This is a genomic window from Marinobacter sp. THAF197a, from assembly GCF_009363275.1.
Taxonomy (GTDB): domain Bacteria; phylum Pseudomonadota; class Gammaproteobacteria; order Pseudomonadales; family Oleiphilaceae; genus Marinobacter.
In genome coordinates, this window is record NZ_CP045324.1 from 3,544,677 (window position 1) to 3,565,991 (window position 21,315).

General features: G+C 58.7%; 18 protein-coding genes and 1 riboswitch. Of the genes, 11 read left to right on the top strand and 7 right to left on the bottom strand.

Going from position 1 to position 21,315, the window contains the following annotated elements; genetic code table 11:
• The first annotated feature begins 18 nt into the window (after window positions 1-18).
• The 5 genes from FIV08_RS16465 to FIV08_RS16485 all read left to right on the top strand — a co-directional run bounded on the left by FIV08_RS16465 (window position 19) and on the right by FIV08_RS16485 (window position 6,985).
• The gene (locus tag FIV08_RS16465; RefSeq protein ID WP_152439117.1) at window positions 19-744 is read left to right on the top strand and encodes an urea amidolyase associated protein UAAP1; all 726 of its coding nucleotides are present in this window, start codon (window positions 19-21) and stop codon (window positions 742-744) included.
• Window positions 745-756: 12 nt separating this feature from the next.
• On the top strand, window positions 757-1,395 hold the full coding sequence (locus FIV08_RS16470; protein WP_152439118.1) for an urea amidolyase associated protein UAAP2: 639 nt from the start codon (window positions 757-759) through the stop codon (window positions 1,393-1,395).
• The gene (gene uca, locus FIV08_RS16475) at window positions 1,386-5,012 is read left to right on the top strand and encodes an urea carboxylase (RefSeq protein WP_152439119.1); all 3,627 of its coding nucleotides are present in this window, start codon (window positions 1,386-1,388) and stop codon (window positions 5,010-5,012) included. Before FIV08_RS16470 ends, uca begins: the two co-directional genes overlap by 10 nt.
• A 68-nt stretch (window positions 5,013-5,080) precedes the next feature.
• Window positions 5,081-6,148 (top strand): putative urea ABC transporter substrate-binding protein, encoded by a 1,068-nt coding sequence (locus FIV08_RS16480; protein WP_152439120.1) that lies wholly within the window; start codon window positions 5,081-5,083, stop codon window positions 6,146-6,148.
• Between the two features lie 225 nt (window positions 6,149-6,373).
• On the top strand, window positions 6,374-6,985 hold the full coding sequence (locus FIV08_RS16485; protein WP_152439121.1) for a TetR family transcriptional regulator: 612 nt from the start codon (window positions 6,374-6,376) through the stop codon (window positions 6,983-6,985).
• Window positions 6,986-7,158: 173 nt separating this feature from the next.
• Here the strand turns inward: FIV08_RS16485 and glnT are convergent, their stop codons facing one another.
• A complete protein-coding gene (gene glnT / locus FIV08_RS16490) occupies window positions 7,159-8,517 on the bottom strand; it encodes a type III glutamate--ammonia ligase (RefSeq protein ID WP_152439122.1) in 1,359 nt (452 codons plus the stop codon).
• Window positions 8,518-8,675: 158 nt separating this feature from the next.
• On the opposite strand from glnT, the gene FIV08_RS16495 reads away from it, so the two are divergent.
• From FIV08_RS16495 to FIV08_RS16505, 3 genes are all read left to right on the top strand, one after another.
• The gene (locus FIV08_RS16495) at window positions 8,676-9,707 is read left to right on the top strand and encodes an alpha/beta fold hydrolase (protein ID WP_152439123.1); all 1,032 of its coding nucleotides are present in this window, start codon (window positions 8,676-8,678) and stop codon (window positions 9,705-9,707) included.
• A 199-nt stretch (window positions 9,708-9,906) separates the two neighbouring features.
• A riboswitch (guanidine-I (ykkC/yxkD leader) is annotated at window positions 9,907-10,018 on the top strand.
• Between the two features lie 64 nt (window positions 10,019-10,082).
• Window positions 10,083-10,898, top strand: coding sequence for an ABC transporter permease (locus FIV08_RS16500; RefSeq protein ID WP_152439124.1), 816 nt, complete (start codon window positions 10,083-10,085; stop codon window positions 10,896-10,898).
• The gene (locus FIV08_RS16505) at window positions 10,898-11,683 is read left to right on the top strand and encodes an ABC transporter ATP-binding protein (protein WP_152439125.1); all 786 of its coding nucleotides are present in this window, start codon (window positions 10,898-10,900) and stop codon (window positions 11,681-11,683) included. Before FIV08_RS16500 ends, FIV08_RS16505 begins: the two co-directional genes overlap by 1 nt.
• Window positions 11,684-11,728: 45 nt before the next feature.
• On the opposite strand, the gene FIV08_RS16510 is transcribed toward FIV08_RS16505, so the two are convergent.
• The 4 genes from FIV08_RS16510 to FIV08_RS19915 form a co-directional block, all read right to left on the bottom strand.
• Window positions 11,729-13,504, bottom strand: coding sequence for a PQQ-dependent methanol/ethanol family dehydrogenase (locus FIV08_RS16510; RefSeq protein WP_152439126.1), 1,776 nt, complete (start codon window positions 13,502-13,504; stop codon window positions 11,729-11,731).
• Window positions 13,505-13,700: 196 nt separating this feature from the next.
• Entirely contained in the window at window positions 13,701-14,627 is a 927-nt protein-coding gene (locus tag FIV08_RS16515) for a substrate-binding periplasmic protein (RefSeq protein WP_152439127.1), read from the bottom strand.
• Between the two features lie 38 nt (window positions 14,628-14,665).
• The gene (gene pedF / locus FIV08_RS16520) at window positions 14,666-15,094 is read right to left on the bottom strand and encodes a cytochrome c-550 PedF (protein WP_152439128.1); all 429 of its coding nucleotides are present in this window, start codon (window positions 15,092-15,094) and stop codon (window positions 14,666-14,668) included.
• 133 nt (window positions 15,095-15,227) lie between these two features.
• On the bottom strand, window positions 15,228-15,350 hold the full coding sequence (locus FIV08_RS19915; protein ID WP_267313111.1) for a hypothetical protein: 123 nt from the start codon (window positions 15,348-15,350) through the stop codon (window positions 15,228-15,230).
• A 112-nt stretch (window positions 15,351-15,462) separates the two neighbouring features.
• Here FIV08_RS19915 and FIV08_RS16525 point away from each other — a divergent pair, with 112 nt between their 5' ends.
• Both FIV08_RS16525 and FIV08_RS16530 read left to right on the top strand, forming a co-directional pair.
• Window positions 15,463-17,319 carry a methanol/ethanol family PQQ-dependent dehydrogenase gene (locus FIV08_RS16525; RefSeq protein WP_172972292.1) on the top strand — a complete coding sequence of 619 codons (1,857 nt, stop codon included), beginning with the start codon at window positions 15,463-15,465 and terminating at the stop codon, window positions 17,317-17,319.
• Between the two features lie 68 nt (window positions 17,320-17,387).
• Window positions 17,388-18,041, top strand: a complete 654-nt coding sequence (locus FIV08_RS16530) for a pentapeptide repeat-containing protein (protein WP_152439129.1) — start codon at window positions 17,388-17,390, stop codon at window positions 18,039-18,041.
• Between the two features lie 12 nt (window positions 18,042-18,053).
• On the opposite strand, the gene FIV08_RS16535 is transcribed toward FIV08_RS16530, so the two are convergent.
• Both FIV08_RS16535 and FIV08_RS16540 read right to left on the bottom strand, forming a co-directional pair.
• Window positions 18,054-18,710 carry a response regulator transcription factor gene (locus FIV08_RS16535; protein WP_152439130.1) on the bottom strand — a complete coding sequence of 219 codons (657 nt, stop codon included), beginning with the start codon at window positions 18,708-18,710 and terminating at the stop codon, window positions 18,054-18,056.
• Window positions 18,707-19,909, bottom strand: a complete 1,203-nt coding sequence (locus FIV08_RS16540; RefSeq protein WP_228715445.1) for a sensor histidine kinase — start codon at window positions 19,907-19,909, stop codon at window positions 18,707-18,709. Before FIV08_RS16540 ends, FIV08_RS16535 begins: the two co-directional genes overlap by 4 nt.
• A gap of 193 nt (window positions 19,910-20,102) precedes the next feature.
• Between FIV08_RS16540 and FIV08_RS16545 the strand changes: the two genes are divergently transcribed.
• Entirely contained in the window at window positions 20,103-21,275 is a 1,173-nt protein-coding gene (locus tag FIV08_RS16545; protein ID WP_152439132.1) for an ABC transporter substrate-binding protein, read from the top strand.
• The last annotated feature ends 40 nt before the right edge of the window (window positions 21,276-21,315 follow it).

The window sequence follows — 21,315 nt, forward strand, 5'->3', positions numbered from 1 at the left end:
ACCCAGAAGGAAAAGGTTATGCTCGAAACAGCAGCCCCCCTCTACGACGATCTGATTCCCGGCGGATCCCACTGGTCGTTCATCATGCGTCGCGGCCACGTGCTGCGGCTGATTGACGAAACCGGCGGTGCCAACGTCGGCATGTTGATGTACAACCCCGAGAATCCCCTCGAGCGCTACAACATGCCGGACACCCTGAAAAACCAGCACACGTTCCTGCTCACCAAAGGCCATGTGTTGCTGTCCGATATGGGACGGGTATTTGCTTCCATCATTCGCGATGATCTGGGTTGGCACGACACCGTCAGTGGCACCTGCAACGCCGATCTGGTGGAACAGCGCTGGGGCAAAAAGACCTACCAGGAAGCCCATAACCATTATCACCGCAATGGCTTTACCAGCTTTCTGAACGAACTGGCCAAGTATGGCCTGGGCAAGAAAGATCTGACCGCCAACCTGAACTGGTTCAGCAAGGTAAAAACCGATGACGAGGGCAACATGGCGTTTGTCAGCGACCACTCACACGCAGGTGCCACCCTCGATCTGCGCTTTGAAATGGATACCCTGGTGGTGCTGCACACCTGCCCGCACCCAATGAACCCTGCCACCGAGTATCCACGCAACCCGGTGCGCTACCAGCTGTTCAAGGCCGCATCGGTGACCGATGCCGACCCGTGCAAGACCTCGTCGCCGGAGGCCACCCGCGCCTTCGCCAATAACGCCCTGTATCACCTGTTTAAGTAACGGAGGCCGGACATGATCAAGCAAAGCGCATTGAAGCCCGAACACGCCGCCTTCCGCGAAACCGTACCGGCAGGCGAATACTTTCTGAAAGTGGTCAAGGCCGGTGAAACCGTCCGGATTCTGGATCTGGAAGGCAACCAGGCCGCAGATACCCTGTTCTACAACGCCCACAACCCCACCGAGCGTTACAGCGCCGTGGACACCATCCGCGAGCAGGGCAACGTGTACCTGACCGCCGGTTCGAAGCTGATGTCTTCGGAAAACAACGTGATGCTGGAAATCACCGCCGACACCTGCGGCCGCCACGACACCCTGGGCGGCGCCTGCGCGGCGGAAAGCAACACCACCCGTTATGCCCTCGAGAAAAAGTGCATGCACGCCTGCCGGGACAGCTGGCTGGTGGCCGTCACCGAGCATGAAGAGCTGGGCATGACCAAGCGCGACATCACCCACAACATCAACTTCTTCATGAACGTGCCGGTGACCGCCGACGGTGGCCTGACCTTCGCTGACGGCATTTCCGATGCTGGCAAGTACGTCGAGCTGGAAGCAAAGATGGACGTGCTAGTGATGATCTCCAATTGCCCGCAGCTGAACAATCCCTGCAACGGCTGGAACCCGACACCGATCGAGGTGCTGGTATGGAGCTGAACGGTACATTCGACAAGGTTCTCATTGCCAACCGTGGCGCCATCGCCTGCCGGGTCATCCGCACCCTGCGGGACATGGGCATTACCTCGGTGGCAGTCTACGCCGAGGCGGATGCGGATTCGCTACACGTGCGCCAGGCGGATGAGGCGTATTCCCTCGGTGAAGGCCCGGCGGCCACCACCTATCTCGACCAGGACAAGCTGTTTGCCGTCATCCGCGAGAGCGGAGCCGGCGCCATCCACCCCGGTTACGGCTTCCTCAGCGAGAACGCCGACTTTGCCCGCCGCTGCGATGCCGAGGGCGTGGTGTTTCTTGGCCCTACTCCGGAGCAGATGGAGCAGTTCGGCCTCAAACACACCGCCCGGGCCCTGGCCGAGAGCGCCGGCGTACCCCTGCTGCCCGGCACCGGGCTGCTGACCGATCTGGACGATGCCCTGCAAGCCGCCGAAGCCATCGGCTACCCGGTGATGCTGAAAAGCACCGCCGGCGGGGGTGGAATCGGCATGTCCCGCTGCTATGGCCCGGACGACCTGAGCAAAAGCTTCGAGTCAGTACAGCGCCTGAGCCAGAATAACTTCAGCAACAACGGCGTATTCCTGGAAAAGTTTGTCGAACACGCACGCCATGTGGAAGTGCAGCTGTTCGGAGACGGCCGGGGCCAGGTACTGGCCCTTGGCGAGCGGGACTGTTCAGCCCAGCGCCGTAACCAGAAAGTAATTGAGGAGGCCCCCGCACCGGGGCTGTCCGATGACGTTCGAAGCGGTATGCACACCACCGCCCGCCAGCTGGGTGAGCGCATTGGATACCGCAGTGCCGGCACGGTCGAGTTTATCTACGACCCGGATACCACCGAGTTCTACTTTCTGGAAGTAAACACCCGCTTACAGGTTGAGCATGGTGTTACCGAGCAAGTGTTTGGCATCGACCTGGTACGCTGGATGGTGGAACTGGGCGCAGGCACCCTTCCAAGCCTGGCCGAACTGGGCGGCAACCTGAGCCCTTCCGGCCATGCCATTCAGGCCCGGATCTATGCGGAAGATCCCAACAAGGACTTCCAGCCCGGCGCCGGACTGCTCACCAGCGTGGCCTGGCCCCAGGACGGCGGCCTTCGCATCGACACCTGGATTCAGCCGGGCACGGAAGTGTCGCCACTGTACGACCCCATGCTGGCCAAGGTCATCGTGCACGAACAGGATCGGGAGTCCGCCCGCCAGCGGCTGATGCAGGCACTGGATAACAGCCAGCTTTACGGCATTGAGACCAACCTCAAGTATGTGCGCCAGGTTCTGGACGACCCACGCTTTGCCGAAGGTCGTCTGTTTACCCGCACCCTCAATGAATTTGATTACCGGCCCGCCACCGTGGATGTGCTCAGTGGTGGCACGCTGACCACGATTCAGGACTATCCGGGCCGAATCGGCTACTGGGAAATCGGTGTTCCGCCCTCCGGGCCGTTCGACAGCTATTCTTTCCGGCTAGGCAACCGCTTGCTCGGCAATCCAGAGGGAACACCGGGGCTGGAGATTACCCTCAAGGGCCCGGTGCTTACTTTCAATCGTGCCACCCAGATTGCTCTTACCGGTGCGCCGATGGACGCCACACTCAACGATGAGCCGGTTGAGTTCTGGCAGGTGATTGATGTGCCCGCTGGTGCCACCCTGAAAATGGGCGCCACCACCGCGGACGGCGCACGGGCCTACGTTCTATTCCGCGGTGGGCTGGATTGCCCGCAATACCTGACCTCGTGCAGTACCTTTACCCTCGGGCAGTTTGGTGGCCACTGCGGCCGGGCCCTGCGGGCCGGCGATGTGCTGGCACTGGCAGACGCTGACCCCACCAGCCCGTCTACACTGCCCACAGACCTGAAACCGACCATCGGCAAAACCTGGAAGCTGCACGTCACCTATGGTCCCCACGGTGCGCCGGACTATTTCACCGGTCAGGACATCGACACCTTCTTCGCCAGCGAGTGGGAAATTCACTACAACTCCAGCCGCACCGGCGTGCGCCTGATTGGCCCGAAACCGGAATGGGCTCGCAGCGACGGCGGTGAGGCGGGCATGCACCCGTCCAATATCCATGACAATGCGTACGCCGTGGGCACCGTGGATTTCACCGGTGATATGCCGGTGATCCTGGGGCCGGATGGCCCAAGCCTGGGCGGTTTTGTCTGCCCGGTCACAGTGATCAGCGCCGACCTCTGGAAACTGGGCCAACTCAAGGCCGGCGACAAGGTGCAGTTTGTCCCGGTCAGTCAGGACCAGGCCGTGGCCCTGCGGGAAGCCCTGGACGAATCGGTCGCCACACTGACCGCGGCCACCGTGCATATCACGCCCATCAACCCGGAAACTCCGATTCTGGAGAGCCTGGGCACGGACGTGCATGAAACCGGCGTGGTGTACCGGGCTGCCGGCGACAACTATGTGCTGGTGGAATACGGCCCGATGGAGCTGGATATCCGCCTGCGTTTTCGCGCCCATGCCCTGATGCTGTGGCTGCGTGACCAGAACCATAAGGCCATTCAGGAACTGACGCCGGGCATCCGCTCCCTGCAGGTGCACTACGACAGCCAGAAGCTGAACCAGCGTGCCCTGCTGGACCTGCTGATCCGCGCCGAAAAAGAACTGGAAAAGCAGCCGGAATGGGACGTTCCCGCCCGCATCGTGCACCTGCCCCTGTCCTGGGACGACGAGGCCTGCCAGACCGCCATCGCCAAGTACATGCAGTCGGTACGCAAGGATGCCCCCTGGTGCCCGAGCAATCTGGAATTCATTCGCCGCATCAATGGCCTGGACAGCATCGACGAGGTCAAGAAGACCGTGTTCGACGCCAGTTACCTGGTGATGGGCCTGGGCGATGTCTACCTCGGCGCCCCGGTAGCCACACCCCTGGACCCGCGCCATCGACTGGTGACCACCAAGTACAACCCGGCCCGTACCTGGACGGCAGAGAACTCCGTGGGCATCGGCGGCGCCTATCTGTGCATCTACGGCATGGAAGGCCCCGGCGGCTACCAGTTTGTTGGCCGCACCCTGCAGATGTGGAACCGCTACCGCACCACGGACTTCTTCGAGGAAGGCAAACCCTGGCTGCTGAGGTTCTTCGACCAGGTACGCTTCTACGAAGTCAGCGCCGAAGAACTGCAACAGATTCGCCGGGACTTCCCCAACGGTGACTACCCGATCCGCATCGAGGAAACCCGGTTCAACCTGAAGGACTACGAACAGTTCCTGGCGGACAACAACGACGATATCGAAGCCTTCACAGGCAAACGCAAGCAGGCCTTCGACGAGGAACTGCAGCGCTGGATCGAGTCTGGCCAGATCAACTTCAGCTCTGAAGCACCGATCGAGGAAACCGGGGAGGACGACATCGCCAACCTGCCTGCAGGCCAGCATGCGGTGGAAAGCCACATTGCCGGCAACGTTTGGGAGTGCCTGGTCAAACCCGGCGATGTGATCAGCGCCCAACGCCCGGTGGCGGTGGTGGAGTCGATGAAAATGGAGATTGAACTGCTGAGCCCGATTGCCGGCAAGGTCATTGAAGTGCGGCGAGAGCCGGGCCAGGCGGTCGCCCCGGGCACCCCCGTGGTGATCGTGGAAGAAATCACCGAGTAATCAGGAAACGTGACAAATCGAAATAATATCAAACCCGAAAACACGGGCATGGCCCGAGGAGAGACACCATGAAAACACGCACTTTCAAAAAACGTCTTGCGGCCGGTCTGATGACCGCCTCCCTGTCCATGGGCGCCCTGGCCCAGGAAAAGGATTCCTTCAGTATTGCCTGGACCATCTACGCCGGCTGGGTGCCCTGGCAGTATGCCGAGGACTTCGGAATCATGAAGAAGTGGGCAGACAAGTACGATATCGAGGTGGATATCGTGCAGGTGAACGACTACATCGAATCCATCAACCAATTCACCGCCGGTCAGTTTGATGCTGTGGTAGCCACCAGCATGGATGGCCTGTCGATTCCTGCTGCATCGGGCATTGATACCACGGCGCTGATCGTAGGCGACTATTCCAATGCCAACGATGGCCTGGTGTCCAAGGACGCCAAATCCATTGAGGACCTGAAAGGCGAAACAGTGCACCTGGTGGAGCTGTCGGTGTCCCATTACCTGCTGGTACGGGCGCTGGATACCGTGGGGCTGGAAGAGCGTGACATCCGGGTGGTGAACATTTCCGATGCCGACCTGGTGTCTGCCTTCCAGACCAACGACGTGCGCCATGTGGCTACCTGGAACCCGCTGCTGACCGAGGTAGCCAATTACCCCGGTGCCACGCCCTTGTTCGATTCCAGCCAGATTCCGGGCCACATCAAGGATCTGACGTTGGTGAATACCAAGACGTTGGAGGACAACCCGAAGCTGGGTAAGGCGATGGTCGGTGCCTGGTATGAAACCATGAGCATTCTGGCGTCTGATTCTGAGCAGGGCCAGGAGGCACGGGCGTTTCTGGGTGAGATTTCCGGGACGGATCAGGCCGGTTATGAGGCGCAGTTGGCGGGTATGAAGATGTTCTGGAAGCCGGAGAATTCGGTGGAGTTTATTCGCAGCGAAGAGGCTCGGGAGGCGATGGATAGCGTTCGTCAGTTCTCGTTTGATAAGGGCTTGCTGGGCCAGGGAGCGATGAGTCCGGACTTTGTCGGCATCGAGTTTCCGGATGGCTCGATCATGGGTGATTCCAGCAATGTGAAGCTGCGGTTTAACGACAGCTACATGCAGATGGCAGCGGATGGCGAAATCTAACGCCACTCAAACTTAACCAATACAACCACCGGGCACGAACATTCGTGCCCGTTTTTGTTTAAACTTCGCAGGTGGGTTGGTGTGGGAATGCCTTTCCAAAACACGCTCCTTCGGCACATCCATGTGACGCTTGGGCTCCGCCATCCCTGGCTCCGCACAGTTTTGGAAAGGCATTCCCACACCAACCTTCCAACTGCACTGTAAGCCGTCGAGAAAAAGCCCTTTATGCGTCGCACCAAAGAAGATGCCGAAAAAACCCGCCAGACCGTCCTGGAAGCCGCACTCACCCTGTTCAGCCGGGACGGTTACTCCCTGACAACCCTGAGCCGGATTGCCAAGGAAGCCGGTTGCAGTCGCGGGCCGATTTACTGGCATTTTCAGACCAAGGACGACCTGTACGAGGCGGTGCTGGGTTACTCCCAGGAACCGTTGGAGGTGCTGGTTGCCGAGTGTGCGGCGATGCGGGATACGCCGATTGAGGCAATGGACCGGTTTATCGAGCAGTGGCTGAGTCTGTTGGCCAACAACCGGCAGTATCGGCAATCGTTCGAGATTCTGCTGAACAAAACCGAACTGACGGACGCCATGAGCCGGACGTTGAAGCGTGAACGGGCTTTGACGAAGTCGATCATCGGGTTGTTTCAGGACCTGGTCGGGCGGGCTGTTGAGGAAGGGATGATCTCGACGCAGGAGGATCCGAAGGATCTGGGGTTGCTGTGTTACACCTATCTGATGGGTATTACCCAAACCTGGCTGTTTGCGCCGAAGTTGTTCTCGCTGAAGAAGGAAATGCCGTTTTTTCAACGGCAGTTCTGGACGCTACTCGGTAAGCCTTAATCCCGAACGGGCGTGAGCCGCGGAACGGCAATGCATGAAGTAGCGCTGGTGAGCGGGAAGGGGTTCAGGGACCGTCAAAAACATGGATGTTTTTGTCGAGCGTACAGGGACGTATTCACAGCGTGTCCCTGAACCCCTTCCCGCTTGCCAGCGCGGTCGTCAAACTCACATGCTCAGAACATTTTCAGGTAGCGCTTCACCTCCCACTCTGACACGTGGTTCTGGTAGCTCTCCCACTCCCCTTTCTTGTAGTCAACGAAGCTCTTGAACATGGCTTCGCCGAAGACTTCCTTGGCCAGCGGGTCGGCCTCGAAGGCTTCGACCGCTTCCCCCAAGTTGCGGGGGAGGTACTCAATGCCCTGCTCGGCGATCTCGGCATCGCTGTAGTTGTACATGTTCTCGTGGTGCGGGGCGCCGGCGTCCAGGCCCTCGCGAATGCCCTCCAGGCCAGCGGCCAGGATCAGGGCACTGCCAAGATAGGGGTTGCAGGCAATGTCCGCTGCGCGGCATTCGATACGGCCACCCACACCGGGAATTCGAACCATGTTGGTGCGGTTGTTGGAGCCGTAGCACATGAACACCGGGGCCCAGGTGGAGCCAGACATACTGCCCTGGCGTACCAGGCGTTTGTAGCTGTTGACCGTGGGGGCAATGACGGCGCTGATGGCCGCACCGTGTTTCAGCACGCCGGCGATGAAGTGATAGGCGATCTTGCTGATGCCGCAACTGTGCAGATCATCACCGTTGGGCTCGAACAGGTTCTCGCCGGTTTTGATGTCCGCCAGCGACATGTTGTAGTGGGCCCCGCTGCCGGTGCGGTCGGCAAAGGGTTTGGGCATAAAGCTGGCGAAGGCACCGTGTTTGCGGGCGATTTCGTTGGCCATCATGCGGAAGAACACCAGGCGGTCGGCCATGGTCAGGCCATCGGCGTATTTGAAGTCGGTCTCGAACTGGCCGTTGGCGTCTTCATGGTCGAAGGAATACACATCCCAGCCCAGCTCGTTCATGGCATCCACCAGCTCGTCCATGATGGTGAAATTGTCCATCAGGGTACGCGGGTCGTAACAGGGTTTGCCAAGGGTGTCGCGGTCGCTCAGCGGGGCAAAGCCACCGTCTTCGGTGTCCTTGAACAGGAAGAACTCGGTTTCAATACCCAGATTAAATCGGTAGCCCATCCCGGCTGCGGCGTCGAGCTGCCGGCGGAAGATGTTGCGGGAGCAGGCCTCAAACGGCTTGCCATTCAGATACAGGTTGCCGGGAAACCACGCCAGCTGTCGGTTCCAGGGGCAGATGGCGACGCCGTTGGCGTCTGGCATGGCGGCCACTTCGTCGTCGGAGATGTCTTGGGGCACGCCGTCCAGTGCGGCGCCGGTATATAGCTCCGAGCCCTCCATCATTTGGCCGAGGTGGGCCACCGGCACGAATTTGCCCTTGGTGATACCGTGGATATCCACATAGCTGGCAATGGCGTATTTCACGCCGGCATCAGTCAGTTGCTGCTTCAGGGCCTGGGTGTTGGTCAGGTCAGTCATCTTGATTCCTCTGGTACCCGTTAACACGGGCTGTCGTTGTGTGTTCTGGCACGTTTCTTTCTACGTCTTCCCCATTCAACTTACATGCCAGCATGTATATATAAACTGAAGAGGCGGCATTCCGGAACCTGAAAACGTCTGGAAGCAGGAGAACTAAAATGACCAAAAACCAATGGTTTAAAGATGACTTCGAAGCAGGAGACCTGCCGTTATCCAGTGGAGAGACCCTTCGCTCGGCTCGCCTGCACTATCATCAGATCGGGCACCTCAATGCACCAAAAGACAACCTGATCCTGCTGCCCACGTACTATGGTGGTGCAGCGGCGGGCAACCATCCGTGGGTGGGGCCAAACAGCCCGCTCAATCCCGATAAGTACTGCATTGTCATCCCCTCCATGCTTGGGGCTGGCGAATCTTCTTCACCCGCCAACACGCCGGGGTCGCAATCGGGCAGCCGCTTCCCGGCCATCAGCCTTTACGACAACGTGATGCTGCAAAAACGACTGGTCGACAAGGTATTCGGTGGTGCCAGCCTGGCGCTGGTAATGGGCTGGTCCATGGGGGGCATGCAGGCATTGCAGTGGGGCTGCCTGTTCCCGGAGCAGGTCCGTTCCGTGCTCGCCACCTGCTGCACCGCCCGATGCTACCCGCACAACCAGGTATTCCTGGAGGGCGTTAAATCCGCCCTGTCTTGCGACCAGGCTTTTCAGGACGGCCGGTATCAACAGCCGCCGGAACGTGGGCTGCGTGCGTTTGGCCGGGTCTATGCGGGCTGGGCGTACTCCCAGGCATTTTTCCGGCATGAGCGCTGGCGCGAACTGGGGTTCCAGTCGATTGAAGGCTTACTGCAATTCTGGGAACAGGACCACCTGGCGCAGGATGCCAACAACCTGCTGGCAACACTCAACACCTGGCAGCAGGGAGATATCAGCAACAACCCGGTGTTTGAGGGCAACTATCAGGCGGCACTTGCCGCGTTAACCATGCCAACGCGCGTTATACCGAGCTCTACCGACCTCTACTTTACCGCCAACGATGCGGAACAGGATGCCCTGCTTATGCCGGGAGCCAGGCTCGAGGTGCTGGCGTCGGACTGGGGCCACATTGCCGGGGGCCCCGGGCGAGAATCACAAAGCCAGCAAAAGATTCTGGCTGCCGCCGAAGAACTGCTGTCGGAGCAGGCGTCATAACGGTGCACCCTGTGCGGCCATGCACCGGGATAGCGCAGCTCAGCAGCAATCACAAAGCCGGACAACACCTCGAGCACGGCATTACGGGAACTGGCACGCCATCTGCAAAGGCTTGTTACCAAACCGACAAGCAAACGCTGTTTTCTGAAAGCAGTCCGTTCGCAGCAACACCGCAACACGTGCGGCAATACAACGAAGACAAATGGGTGACTAGGGTTCCGGTCCTGGCTGTGATCAGCAACAGCAGGATGACTGGTCCGAGAGTTACCGACCTCTGGGAGGTTACACGGCGGGACAAAAGCCCGGGAGACCGAATCGCAAGGGATGCCAACCCGCGATCACCTTGCCGTGTTGTGTGACCAGAGGAGACCGACTATGCGATTGATCAACCGCCACCCCGGGCGGGTTTCAGCCACCTTGCTGGGGTTATTGCCCTTTCTGCTGATCATGCTGATATACAGCCTGGCCTCCCAGGAGCGCCTGGCCGACAACCCCAATGACAAACTCCTACCTGGTCTCGAGCAGATGACCGCAGCGGTTGACCGTATGGCCTTTCAGGAAGACAGGCGCAGCGGTAACTACCTGATGTGGGAGGACACTGCCGCCAGCTTGAAGCGCCTCGGTATGGGGGTGGGTATTGCTGCGTCGCTGGCGCTGGTGGTGGGCTTGCTGAACGGAATTCTGCCCCTGATCCGGGCCAACCTCGCCCCCCTGGTTTCCGCCCTGTCGATGGTGCCACCGCTGGCGATACTGCCCATTCTGTTCATAGTGTTTGGCCTTGGCGAACTGTCCAAAGTGATGCTGATTGTCATTGGCACGGCGCCGGTCATGATGCGGGATGTGGCACAGCGGGTCCGGGAACTGCCCGGCGAACAGCTGATCAAGATTCAGACCCTGGGTGCCAATTCGTGGCAGGTGATCACTCGCATGGCCCTGCCCCAAACCCTACCACGCCTGATTGATTCGGTTCGGCTCAGCCTGGGGCCTGCCTGGCTGTTCCTGATTGCCGCTGAAGCCATCGCTTCAACCGAAGGCCTTGGTTATCGGATCTTCCTGGTGCGGCGCTACCTGGCCATGGATGTGATCCTGCCCTACGTTATCTGGATCACCATCCTTGCTATCGTCATCGACCAACTGCTGCGCCTTGCCAATCGCAAATTGTTCCCGTGGTACAACGCCGGAGGCCACTGATGAGCTTTATTACTGTTAACAATCTCTGGAAAGAGTACGGTGACCAGGTAGTTCTGGAAAACCTCAACCTGTCCGTCAAACAGGGTGAGTTCTGCACGCTGGTGGGGGCTTCCGGGTGCGGAAAATCCACATTCCTGAAAATGCTGCTGGGGCAGGAAACCCAGACCCGTGGCGAACTGCTGCTTGATGGTGCCGCCTTTCCCGCCGAACCCGATCGTAACCGTGGCATTGTATTTCAGCGCTACTCGGTTTTCCCCCACCTCACCGTACGACAGAACGTACTGATGGGGCTGGAACTGGAACAGAAGCCGTTGCTCGGGAAGTTGTTCGGCCGTGCCCGCAAAGATGCACTGGCGCGGGTCGACGCCATGCTGGAGTCCGTCGGCCTGAGCCCATCCGCCAACAAGTGGCCCCATGAGCTTTCCGGCGGCATGCAACAGCGCCTGGCCATTGCCCAGTCCCTGATCATGAGGCCCCGTGTGCTTCTGCTGGACGAACCCTTCGGCGCCCTGGACCCCGGCATTCGCAGCGACATGCATAACCTGCTGTTGAAGCTATGGCGGGAAACAGGCACCACCATTTTCATGGTGACCCACGACCTCAAGGAAGGTTTCTATCTGGGCACCCGGTTGCTGGTCTTCGACAAAACCCGACACGACCCACACAGTCCCAACGCCTATGGCGCCACCATCACCTATGACTTACCAATCGGCAAAACCGACCGGGCGGTGCTTGAGGACATTGACCACTCTGTGGCAAAAACCGCGCGTTACCAGGCAGCCTGAAGCAAAAAGGGCTGCCCGAAGGCAGCCCAAAGGTCGATCGACAACTTACTTGCCAGCCACCCGGTCTTTCGGCAGTTTGAAGGTCCAGACCATACCGCCCTGGTTGAAGTCTTTAACCACCCTGGCCACTTCACCGCCCCACAGAGGCACCGCACCACCCCAACCGGAGGCAACGGAGACGAATTGCTCGCCGTCCATTTCCCAGGTCACCGGGGTACCAACCACGCCGGAGCCAGTGTTGAACTTCCAGAGTTCTTTGCCGGTTTTGGCGTCAAAGGCCTTGAGGAAACCTTCCGGTGTGCCGGTGAACACCAGGCCGCCAGCGGTCGTCATTACACCACCCCAGAGCGGAGCCGGGTTATTCTGGCGCCACACTTCTTTACCGGTTTTCGGGTCCATGGCCCGCAGAACGCCGATAAAGTCGTCGTTAGCCGGCTTGATGGTGAAACCTGCACCCAGATAGGCAGCGCCTTTCTTGTAGGAAACCGGCTCGTTCCAAATGTCCATGGACCACTCGTTGGAGGGCACATAGAACAGTTCGGTATCCGGGCTGTAAGCCATCGGCATCCAGTTCTTGCCGCCCAGGAAGGCCGGGAAGGCGACAACGGTTTCACCCTTCTCTCCATCCAGGTCCGCCGGGTTACCCGGGCGACCGCCTTCTTTCAGGATCGGGCGACCGGTTTTCGGGTCAAGGCCGGTTGCCCAACTGATGGTGTCAACAAATGGGAAACCGCGAATGAACGAGCCATCCTCACGGTTAAGCACATAAAAGAACCCGTTACGGTCCGCCGTGGCAGCCGCTTTGATGGTTTTTCCTTTTTCTTTCAGATCAAAGGAAATCAGCTCATTGACACCATCGTAATCCCAGCCATCATTCGGGGTAGTCTGGAAATGCCACTTGATGCTGCCGTCGTTCGGATCGATCGCAACCCGGGACGCGGAGTACAGGTTATCCCCTGGACGCAGGTGCGAATTCCAGGGCGCCGGGTTACCGGTGCCGAAGAACAGGGTATCGGTTTCCGGATCGTAGGTGCCGCCCAGCCAGGTTGCCGCGCCGCCGGTCTTCCACATATCACCAGGCCAGGTCTTGCCGGCCTCACCACCGGAAATACCGTTCTCGATCTTCTTGCCGTTCTTGTAGACATAGCCCATGTGGCCTTCTACTGTCGGGCGGGTCCACAGCAGATCACCGGTGTTGGCGTCGTAGGCTTCAACCTTACCCACGATACCGAATTCACCACCAGACACGCCGGTAATCAACTTGCCGTTGACCACGATGGGCGCGGCTGTGATGGCGTAGCCCTCCTGATAATCGGCAACCTTCTTGATCCAGACCACCTTACCGGTGTCTTTATTGAGCGCGACCAGCTTGGCATCCAGAGTACCGAAGTAAACCTTGTCACCATAAATGGCAGCGCCCCGGTTGATCACGTCACAGCAGGGCATAATGCCGTCTGGCAGGCGGGCATCGTACTGCCACAGTTCCTCACCGGTGCGGGCGTCTACTGCCCACATGCGGGAGTAGGAACCGGTCACGTACATCACACCGTCTTTGATCAGCGGCTGCGATTCCTGGCCACGCTGTTTCTCTCCACCGAAGGAGAACGCCCACGCTGGCTGGAGATATTTAACGTTTTTGGTGTTCAGGGTTTTCATAGGGCTGTAGCGCTGGCCCTGATAGCCCATGCCGTAGGTCACGACACTGTCGATGCTTTTATGGTCGTTCAGCAGGTCTTGGTCGGTGACCGCGTGGGCCCCGAAGGAAACGGCTAGTGCCAGGGCACTGGCCGCAAAGGTCTTGCCGATCGCGATTGATCTCATGGTTGCGTTCTCCAATTCTCTTGTTTTCAGATTCGATGGCGAACCGGGAACTTTTCCCGCCTCTGTACCCATTCTTGTTGGCACCCGCATTTGCAACAATTAACCCCACGCACAGGTTTTCTCATCACTTGGTAGTAAGACTCCGCCAGAAACGAAAAAGCCCGCACTGGGGCGGGCTGGATTCGGTCCACAAAGGCTACTCGGCTTCTTCCGGCCCGAGAATCGCGTCATAGTATCCAGGGCGGCCAAAGGAGAGCCCATGCCGCTGATACAGTTGGGCCACTTCGCCATTGCGGATCATCCGGTCGACAGCGGCTTCAACGGCGTAGCCAAGGGCACGGTGGGTATGCCGTATGGCGATGCCGACATCCCAAACCGGTTTACTGATACCAGGAAAGCCATTGCTGGCCTTTACGAAGGGACGGTCCGGATAAGACTTCAGACTGTGTTCCAGCTCCGCGCGCATGCCCATGACGGCGCTCACTTCACCACTTGCCATGGCCTCGAACGCCTTGGCGACACTCATGTAGTGATGCACCTGATCACGCATGCGACCGCCAAACGAGGAGGTCATGTAGGTGGCCGGCAGGGTATCAATCTCCACACCAATCGGGTGGTACTGGAATTTGGCGACGGTATTGATGTCATCCAACTTGCTGGCATCGAACACAATCTGCCAACGCTCCTGCTGATAAGGCGCCACAAACACCACCTGCTCATTAATCATCTCGCCGGTTGAGTCACGCATGTACTTGAACACACTGTCGTAGGGCACTCGCATCATGATGTCCGCCACGCGTGTTTTGGACAGGTAATGGCCTTTCCAGATGTGGTTGCGAAGATCGTCCCCCAGGTTTTCATCCGGAATGATCCAGTAGGGCCGGAACGCCACACCCAGTGCCTCGGCGATCTGCCGACCGAGATCCGCATCCACACCTTTCGCCTCACCATTTTCCTCGTAGGAGTAAGGCGGAAAGTCCTTATACATGCCGACGTTCAGAAAACCCGAATCCTGGATAATATCCAGGGTGCGATCCGGAATGAGCAGGCGCGGCTGTTGGCCATGCGCCACCGCCGCCAGCATCGCAAACACCACAAGCAAAACACGAAACGCAGCTTTCATCACTCACCCTCCTGACGACAAATCGTTTCCAAACCGGATTATTCCGGCTTGGGCAGCGACTCAACGTAGGTGCGAATGGCCCAGATCGCGGTTTGATCCAGATTGTCCTTGAAGGAGGGCATACCGCGGCCGGTGCCGTTGGTGACCCGGCCAATGAAGTATTCGTCGTCCCACTCTTCCAGTTCACGCAGGTCTGGCGTCAGGCCACCAGACATGGCCTCGATGCCGTGGCAAACAGCGCAGTTACCGGCATAGCCACTGCGACCAATTTTGATGGCTTCTTCGTTGAGTGAGCCGTGTTCGTTGCCCTCACGGAACGGATTTTCCGCGCGCAGCTCCTTGCCAAGGTCGGGCAAGGCACCGGTATCAACCGGTTGCGGTGTCACATCCCCGTGGGACCAGGCGGAGGAAGCGCCAACAGACAAAGTGGCAGCGAGCAGGGTTCGAATGAAAACGTGTGTCAGCATGGTTAGACCACCTCTTGTTTTGAATCACGATGGCTGGCGCTGTTTTTGTGTGACGTCAACCAGCAGCTTTCCACAAGTATGGTGAGGCCGTGCTAGCGATAGAATGCCACTTTCGCTTTCAGACACTAGTTCCTTAGTAGTAAACGCTCAGAGTCAACGCCAAAGCATGAGCTTCCGCATTGCCCATAGAGAACGCCCGGTTTTTCATGATGATGGCCATACCCTGGGAACTTTTCCCGATTCCTGTTGGTTTCATCCCATTGATCCGATGCTTTTTTCCGTCGCCACAGCGTCCCCCCAAGCCAATACTCGTGGCGTCGATGCCTTGAGCAAGACGATGGGTACAACAAAAAACAAGGGGAAAGACAATGAACTTCAAGACACGCAAGCGCCCGCTACTGCGGGGGATAGGGCTGGCTCTGGCCCTCGGATCAGCGGTAGGTCTCGCCAGCCAGGCAAATGCCGGAAACGTAACCTGGGAAGATATCGCCAATGATGCACAAACAACCGAGAACGTGCTGGGCTATGGCATAGGCCCCAAGGCCCAACGATACAGCCCGATGACCACCATCAACCGGGACAACGTGGAACGACTGGTTCCGGCCTGGTCATTTTCGTTTGGCGATGAAAAACAACGGGGGCAGGAATCCCAGGCACTGGTTCATGACGGTGTTATCTATGTAACCGGCTCCTACTCTCGCATGTGGGCCCTGGATGCAAAAACCGGAAAACGGCTATGGGAATACAGTCACCGGCTGCCAGAAGGCATTCGCCCCTGTTGCGATGTGGTCAACCGTGGCGCTGCCATTTTTGGTGATAAAGTCTTCTTCGGTACTCTGGATGCGGGCATTGTTGCCCTGAACAAGGATACCGGTAAGGTCGTCTGGCGAAAGAAATTCGGTGACCACGAAGCCGGCTACACCATGACCGGCGCACCCACGCTCGCGAAGGATCAGAAGACCGGCAAAGTTTTGCTGATTCACGGATCCTCAGGTGATGAATTTGGCGTTGTAGGCAAGCTGTTTGCCCGAGACCCGGATACCGGCGAAGAAATCTGGATGCGCCCGTTCGTCGAGGGCCATTATGGCCGTCTCAACGGTAAAAAAAGCACGCCAACCGGTGATCCTCGCGCGCCCAGTTGGCCCGACGACTCCTCCCGTGACACCGGTAAGGTTGAAGCCTGGAGTCATGGCGGCGGAGCCCCTTGGCAAAGCGCCAGCTTCGATGCAGAGACCAACACCATCATCATCGGTGCCGGCAATCCCGCACCCTGGAACACCTGGGCCCGCACATCACCGGGTGGCAACCCTCAGGATTATGACAACCTCTATACGTCGGGACAGGTTGGCGTAGACCCCACAACAGGTGAGGTGAAGTGGTTCTACCAACACACACCGAACGATGCCTGGGATTTTTCCGGTAATAACGAGCTTGTGCTGTTTGAGTACACAGATGACGGACGCGAGGTAAAAGCCACCGCGCACGCTGACCGCAATGGCTTCTTCTATGTGGTCGACCGCACGAACGGTAAGCTCGAGAAAGCGTTCCCATTTGTTGACAACATTACCTGGGCCAGTCACATCGATCTGGAAACAGGCCGCCCCGTGGAAAGAAAAGGCCAGCGCCCACCGCCCGTCCCGAAGGGTGAAACCCGTGGCGAATCCATCGAAGTCTCTCCGCCCTTCCTGGGTGGCAAAAACTGGAATCCTATGGCTTACAGCCAGGACACCGGACTGTTCTATATACCCGCCAACCATTGGAAAGAAGATTACTGGACCGAGGAAGTTACCTACAAGAAAGGGGCCGCCTACCTGGGACAAGGCTTTCGAATCAAGCGAATGTATGACGACCACGTAGGCATCCTTCGAGCCACGAACCCGCTCACCGGCGAGATCGAATGGGAACACAAAGAGCGGTTGCCACTTTGGGCCGGCGTTCTGACCACCAAAGGCGGCCTTGTATTCACAGGCACTGGAGACGGCTACCTGAAAGCGTTCGATGCCAAGACCGGTGAGGAACTTTGGAAATTCCAGACCGGCTCGGGAATCATCTCTTCGCCGATCACCTGGGAGATAGACGGCGAGCAATACATAGGCATCGCCTCCGGCTACGGCGGTGCAGTTCCGCTTTGGGGCGGCGATATGGCCGAACTGACCAAACCTGTCTCCCAGGGAGGTTCGTTCTGGGTATTCAAGATGCCCTCCTGGGCACAGGCCTCCCGCTAACCTTCCTCCGGACTGGGCCTGGCAGTTCGCCGGGCCCCTTTTTCTGCCTATGAGTCAGAGGTGAAATCATGAAACCTGTTATTACCGCCTCATTGTTACTGTTCACCGTATCGGCACTGGCCAGTGACTATATGGCCGATATGGATCAAATCCCCGTCATCAACGGTTGTAAGCTGGAACGCAAAGCTAGTTGCGCCGGCGCTGACCTACAGGGGGCGGATCTGTCCAATATGGACCTGCACTCAGCCAACTTTCGCGGTGCCAACCTGTCTGGCGCAAATATCAGCCATACCAGCCTCCGCGGTGCCAACCTTGATGGGGCGACTCTCGACAATGTTACCGGATATCGGCTCCAGGCCTACCGGGCCAGCATGAGGGGCGCGTCCCTGAAGAATGCCCAGTTACAGGGTATGCAGGGCGAGTATCTGTTCGCCCAGGGAGCGGACTTCAGCGAGGCAGACCTGACCGGAGCCAACTTCGACTTCTCGCGGTTTTCCGGTGCCACTCTGGTGAACGCCACCATGCCCTTCAGCAGCTTCGAGATCTCCTGGATGCCAAAGGCCAACCTGAAGGGCGCCAACCTGCGGGGGGCAAACCTTCAGGAAGCCAAGCTGGGGCTGGCCAACCTGGCCGATGCCGACCTGACCGGAACCCGCATTCACTACGCCACGTTCGAGGGAACCCATATGGAGGGCTGCACAGCCTGCCCCTTCGACTGGTGAACCAGGGCGGGCTCAGACCCGCCTTGCTTCCTCCAGCTGACCATAACGAACAAGGCCAGCATCCACCGCCAGATGAATCAGCTCCACTGACGAGGCAACCTGAAGCTTGCTCTTCAGGCCCGCCAAGTGGTTAGACACCGTCTTGTTGCTGACGCACAATCGACCAGCGATACCTGAAACACTCTCACCCCGGGCATACATCAGAAGAACCTCCATTTCCCTTTGGGTCATATCCCTGAGCCGATGGTCTACCGGCCGCTCCTGGTTCATTGCCAGACGGGTCGCAATCGGATGCTCGATGTAGGGTTGGCCAGCAGCGACCCGTTTCACCGCTTCAGCCAGCTCCTCCGGGGCGCAGCTTTTTGAGACAAACCCCGAACCGCCAATATCCAGAGCCTGCCTGACCATGGGCAGCTCATCGTGCATGGTGAAGAAAAGAATGGCCGCACCGCGCCAGCGCTGGCGCAGTCGGCGCCCAACCTCCAAACCAGAGATATCGGGAAGCCCCATATCGAGCAACACCACATTTGGCCGCAACCCTCCATAGCAAGCGACCGCATCCTCGCCGTTGTCGACCTCGGTGATCGCCACCGCGGGCAGCATTGAACGCAGGAGATTCGCAATCCCCTGGCGAACGACCTGATGATCATCCACAATCATGAGTTTCACACGATGCTCCCCGGGATTGGGCACAGTCGGGTAAGCGGGACGGCAAGCCGGATTCGGGTGCCCTCGCCCATTCGACTGAAGAACTTTACTTCACCACCCAGGCATCTGGCACGCTCACGCATGGACCGCACACCCAGGCCAGCGTTGTCGGGCAGACAATCGTTTCCGACGCCATCATCACGCACTTCAATGCTCAGTTCCGTGGCGTTAAGGGCTACCGCCAATGTCGCGCAGGACGCATTGGCATGACGGGATACGTTGTTCAAGGCCTCCTGGAGAAACCGGTACAGGTGTGTCTGTTGCTCACCGGTAAATTCTGGCAAGCGGTCGTCCATCGCAAGGCGACACTCCAGGCCGCTAAGCTGTTGCCATTGTTCGGTCAGATGCCGGATTGCGCTGCCCAGACCCAACTGCTCCATCACCAGCGGATGCAAATCCTGGAGCAGGTGACGGAAATGCCTCTGGATGGTCTCACAGTTTTCCGCCAGGTCACTGGCCTGTTTCTTCTGCCGATCGTTCAGGCCGGGATCGTAGAGCAGGCTTCGCGCCTGGGCACGAATGCCCGTCAGGTATTGCCCCAGGTCATCATGGAGTACACGGGCGATATGTTCACGCTCCCGGTCCTGCAACCGAAGCAGTTCGTTGAGCAGTCGACTGACGGTCTGCTGTTCCGACTGAAGCGCCTCGGCCATGGAATTGAAACGGCAAATCAGAGAGTCCAGCTCTTGTTCTTGCTGACGCGGTAGCCGGGAAGTGAGTTGACCCGCCGAGATTGCCCCCATGGCTTCAGAGAGGCTGGCGAGGGTACGCATGCCGCGCCTGACCATAACAAACAGCGCGAGGAAGCACAGGCAGGTACCAATCGCGTAGGCACCGGAAACCAGCAGGAACCCTTCCCAGATTTCCTCAACCTCATCGGCGGGATCAACCTGCCAGCCATTAACCACTGGCCGGTGAAATTCTCTAGCAATTAGTGCTGAGAACCAGGCAGGCACATCCCTGCTTACTTCAGTACCGGTATCACCCGCCGGCGTCAGGTGACGCATGCCGCTAACGACAGACTCCGGGAGACCGTCGGGGCTTTCCAAACTCTGTGCAAGGCCGGCAACACCGCCAAGTTCCCGCTGGACATCATGGCGGGCCTGCTGGATGTAAAACAGCGCTCCGAGCAGATAGATGAGCAGAAAAACCGCCAGCATCAATAGAGATATCTTCCGATATACCGTCATTGTTTTTATCCATTGCGGGTAAACAGCCTGTCCACCCTCATGCTAAACCCGCCAGCTTTAACCGGAATAGTTCTTTAGTACTGGCACTTTCCTACTTTCTGAATATTTCACCGGCATTGCCCCTTCTCTAAGCTGGAATCACAACAACAAACCGGAGAATCCAATGTCTTTGTTATCCAGGACAGCGGCAGCCACCCTGCTCACCGTGCTCAGCGCAGGCTCTCTCCAGGCGGAGTCTCTCGACGTTCGCATCGGCTACCTGCAGTGGGTGCCAGACAGGGGCCCTGTGTTATCCAACGTGATAGCAGACCCCGAAGACGCCGGCTTGCGTGGCGCTGAACTGGGGCTGGCCGACAATCAGACCACCGGGCGATTCCTTGGGCAAAACTATGAGCTGGACAGTGAAGTTGCCGGTTCCCACGAAGAGGCCCTGGCAGCTTTCGAGTCCATGCAAGCCAACGGTACGCGCCTGTTTGTGGTCAATGCCCCAGCCCAGACCGTGCAGGCGATTATGGGGCTGGCCAGCGATAACGCCCTGGTGTTCAATGCCGGCGCCAAAGACGATGCGCTTCGCACTGCCGAATGCCACGTTAACCTGCTTCATACCGTGCCCAGCTACGCCATGCTCACCGACTCACTGGGCCAGTGGCTGAATATGCGGCGCTGGAACAATCTGTTTCTGATTACCGGGCCGACCGACGAAGACAGGGCCTGGGCCGATGCGTTTCGCCGGTCCGCCAAGCGTTTTGGTCTGAAGATTGTCCAGGACAAGCCCTGGACCTTCGACGCTGACCTGCGCCGCACCGCCGCCAAGGAACTGCCCGCATTCACCCAGGCCCGCAACTATGATGCCGTGGTCGTGGCCGACGTGCGTGGCGATTTTGGCGAATACGTTCCCTTCAATACCTGGCTGCCGAGGCCGGTGGTCGGCACCCAGGGCATGGTGCCGGTTACCTGGCACCGGGTGGTTGAAGCCTGGGGCGCGGCGCAGCTTCAGAACCGGTTCCGGGCCCTGGCCGAGCGCGATATGAATGGCGACGACTACGCTGCCTGGGCCGCTGTCCGTTCAATTGGCACGGCGGTCACCGATCTGAAAGTGGCCGACGCCAGCGAGATTCGCGACTTCCTGTTTACCGACAAGTTCCAGCTGGCCGCCTTCAAGGGGCGCAGTCTGAGCTTTAGGGACTGGAACGGACAACTGCGCCAGCCAATCCCGCTGGTGCATCCCAGAAGTCTGGTGGCTCAGGCCCCCTTCGAGGGCTTTCTGCACCCCAATACCGAAATGGACACCCTCGGGTTCGACAAGCCCGAAAGCCAGTGTCGTATCAACGGCTGACCCTGAGCGGCGCCACTTTGAAAACAAGAAGGAGCAACAC

Coding starts and splice junctions, on each gene's coding strand:
- glnT (WP_152439122.1), bottom strand. CDS start 8,517: ATGACTGACCTGACCAACACCCAGGCCCTGAAGCAGCAACTGACTGAT.
- FIV08_RS16465 (WP_152439117.1), top strand. CDS start 19: ATGCTCGAAACAGCAGCCCCCCTCTACGACGATCTGATTCCCGGCGGA.
- uca (WP_152439119.1), top strand. CDS start 1,386: ATGGAGCTGAACGGTACATTCGACAAGGTTCTCATTGCCAACCGTGGC.
- FIV08_RS16500 (WP_152439124.1), top strand. CDS start 10,083: ATGCGATTGATCAACCGCCACCCCGGGCGGGTTTCAGCCACCTTGCTG.
- FIV08_RS16515 (WP_152439127.1), bottom strand. CDS start 14,627: ATGAAAGCTGCGTTTCGTGTTTTGCTTGTGGTGTTTGCGATGCTGGCG.
- FIV08_RS16545 (WP_152439132.1), top strand. CDS start 20,103: ATGTCTTTGTTATCCAGGACAGCGGCAGCCACCCTGCTCACCGTGCTC.
- FIV08_RS19915 (WP_267313111.1), bottom strand. CDS start 15,350: ATGAAACCAACAGGAATCGGGAAAAGTTCCCAGGGTATGGCCATCATC.
- FIV08_RS16525 (WP_172972292.1), top strand. CDS start 15,463: ATGAACTTCAAGACACGCAAGCGCCCGCTACTGCGGGGGATAGGGCTG.
- pedF (WP_152439128.1), bottom strand. CDS start 15,094: ATGCTGACACACGTTTTCATTCGAACCCTGCTCGCTGCCACTTTGTCT.
- FIV08_RS16480 (WP_152439120.1), top strand. CDS start 5,081: ATGAAAACACGCACTTTCAAAAAACGTCTTGCGGCCGGTCTGATGACC.
- FIV08_RS16470 (WP_152439118.1), top strand. CDS start 757: ATGATCAAGCAAAGCGCATTGAAGCCCGAACACGCCGCCTTCCGCGAA.
- FIV08_RS16540 (WP_228715445.1), bottom strand. CDS start 19,909: ATGCTGGCGGTTTTTCTGCTCATCTATCTGCTCGGAGCGCTGTTTTAC.
- FIV08_RS16495 (WP_152439123.1), top strand. CDS start 8,676: ATGACCAAAAACCAATGGTTTAAAGATGACTTCGAAGCAGGAGACCTG.
- FIV08_RS16485 (WP_152439121.1), top strand. CDS start 6,374: ATGCGTCGCACCAAAGAAGATGCCGAAAAAACCCGCCAGACCGTCCTG.
- FIV08_RS16530 (WP_152439129.1), top strand. CDS start 17,388: ATGAAACCTGTTATTACCGCCTCATTGTTACTGTTCACCGTATCGGCA.
- FIV08_RS16510 (WP_152439126.1), bottom strand. CDS start 13,504: ATGAGATCAATCGCGATCGGCAAGACCTTTGCGGCCAGTGCCCTGGCA.
- FIV08_RS16505 (WP_152439125.1), top strand. CDS start 10,898: ATGAGCTTTATTACTGTTAACAATCTCTGGAAAGAGTACGGTGACCAG.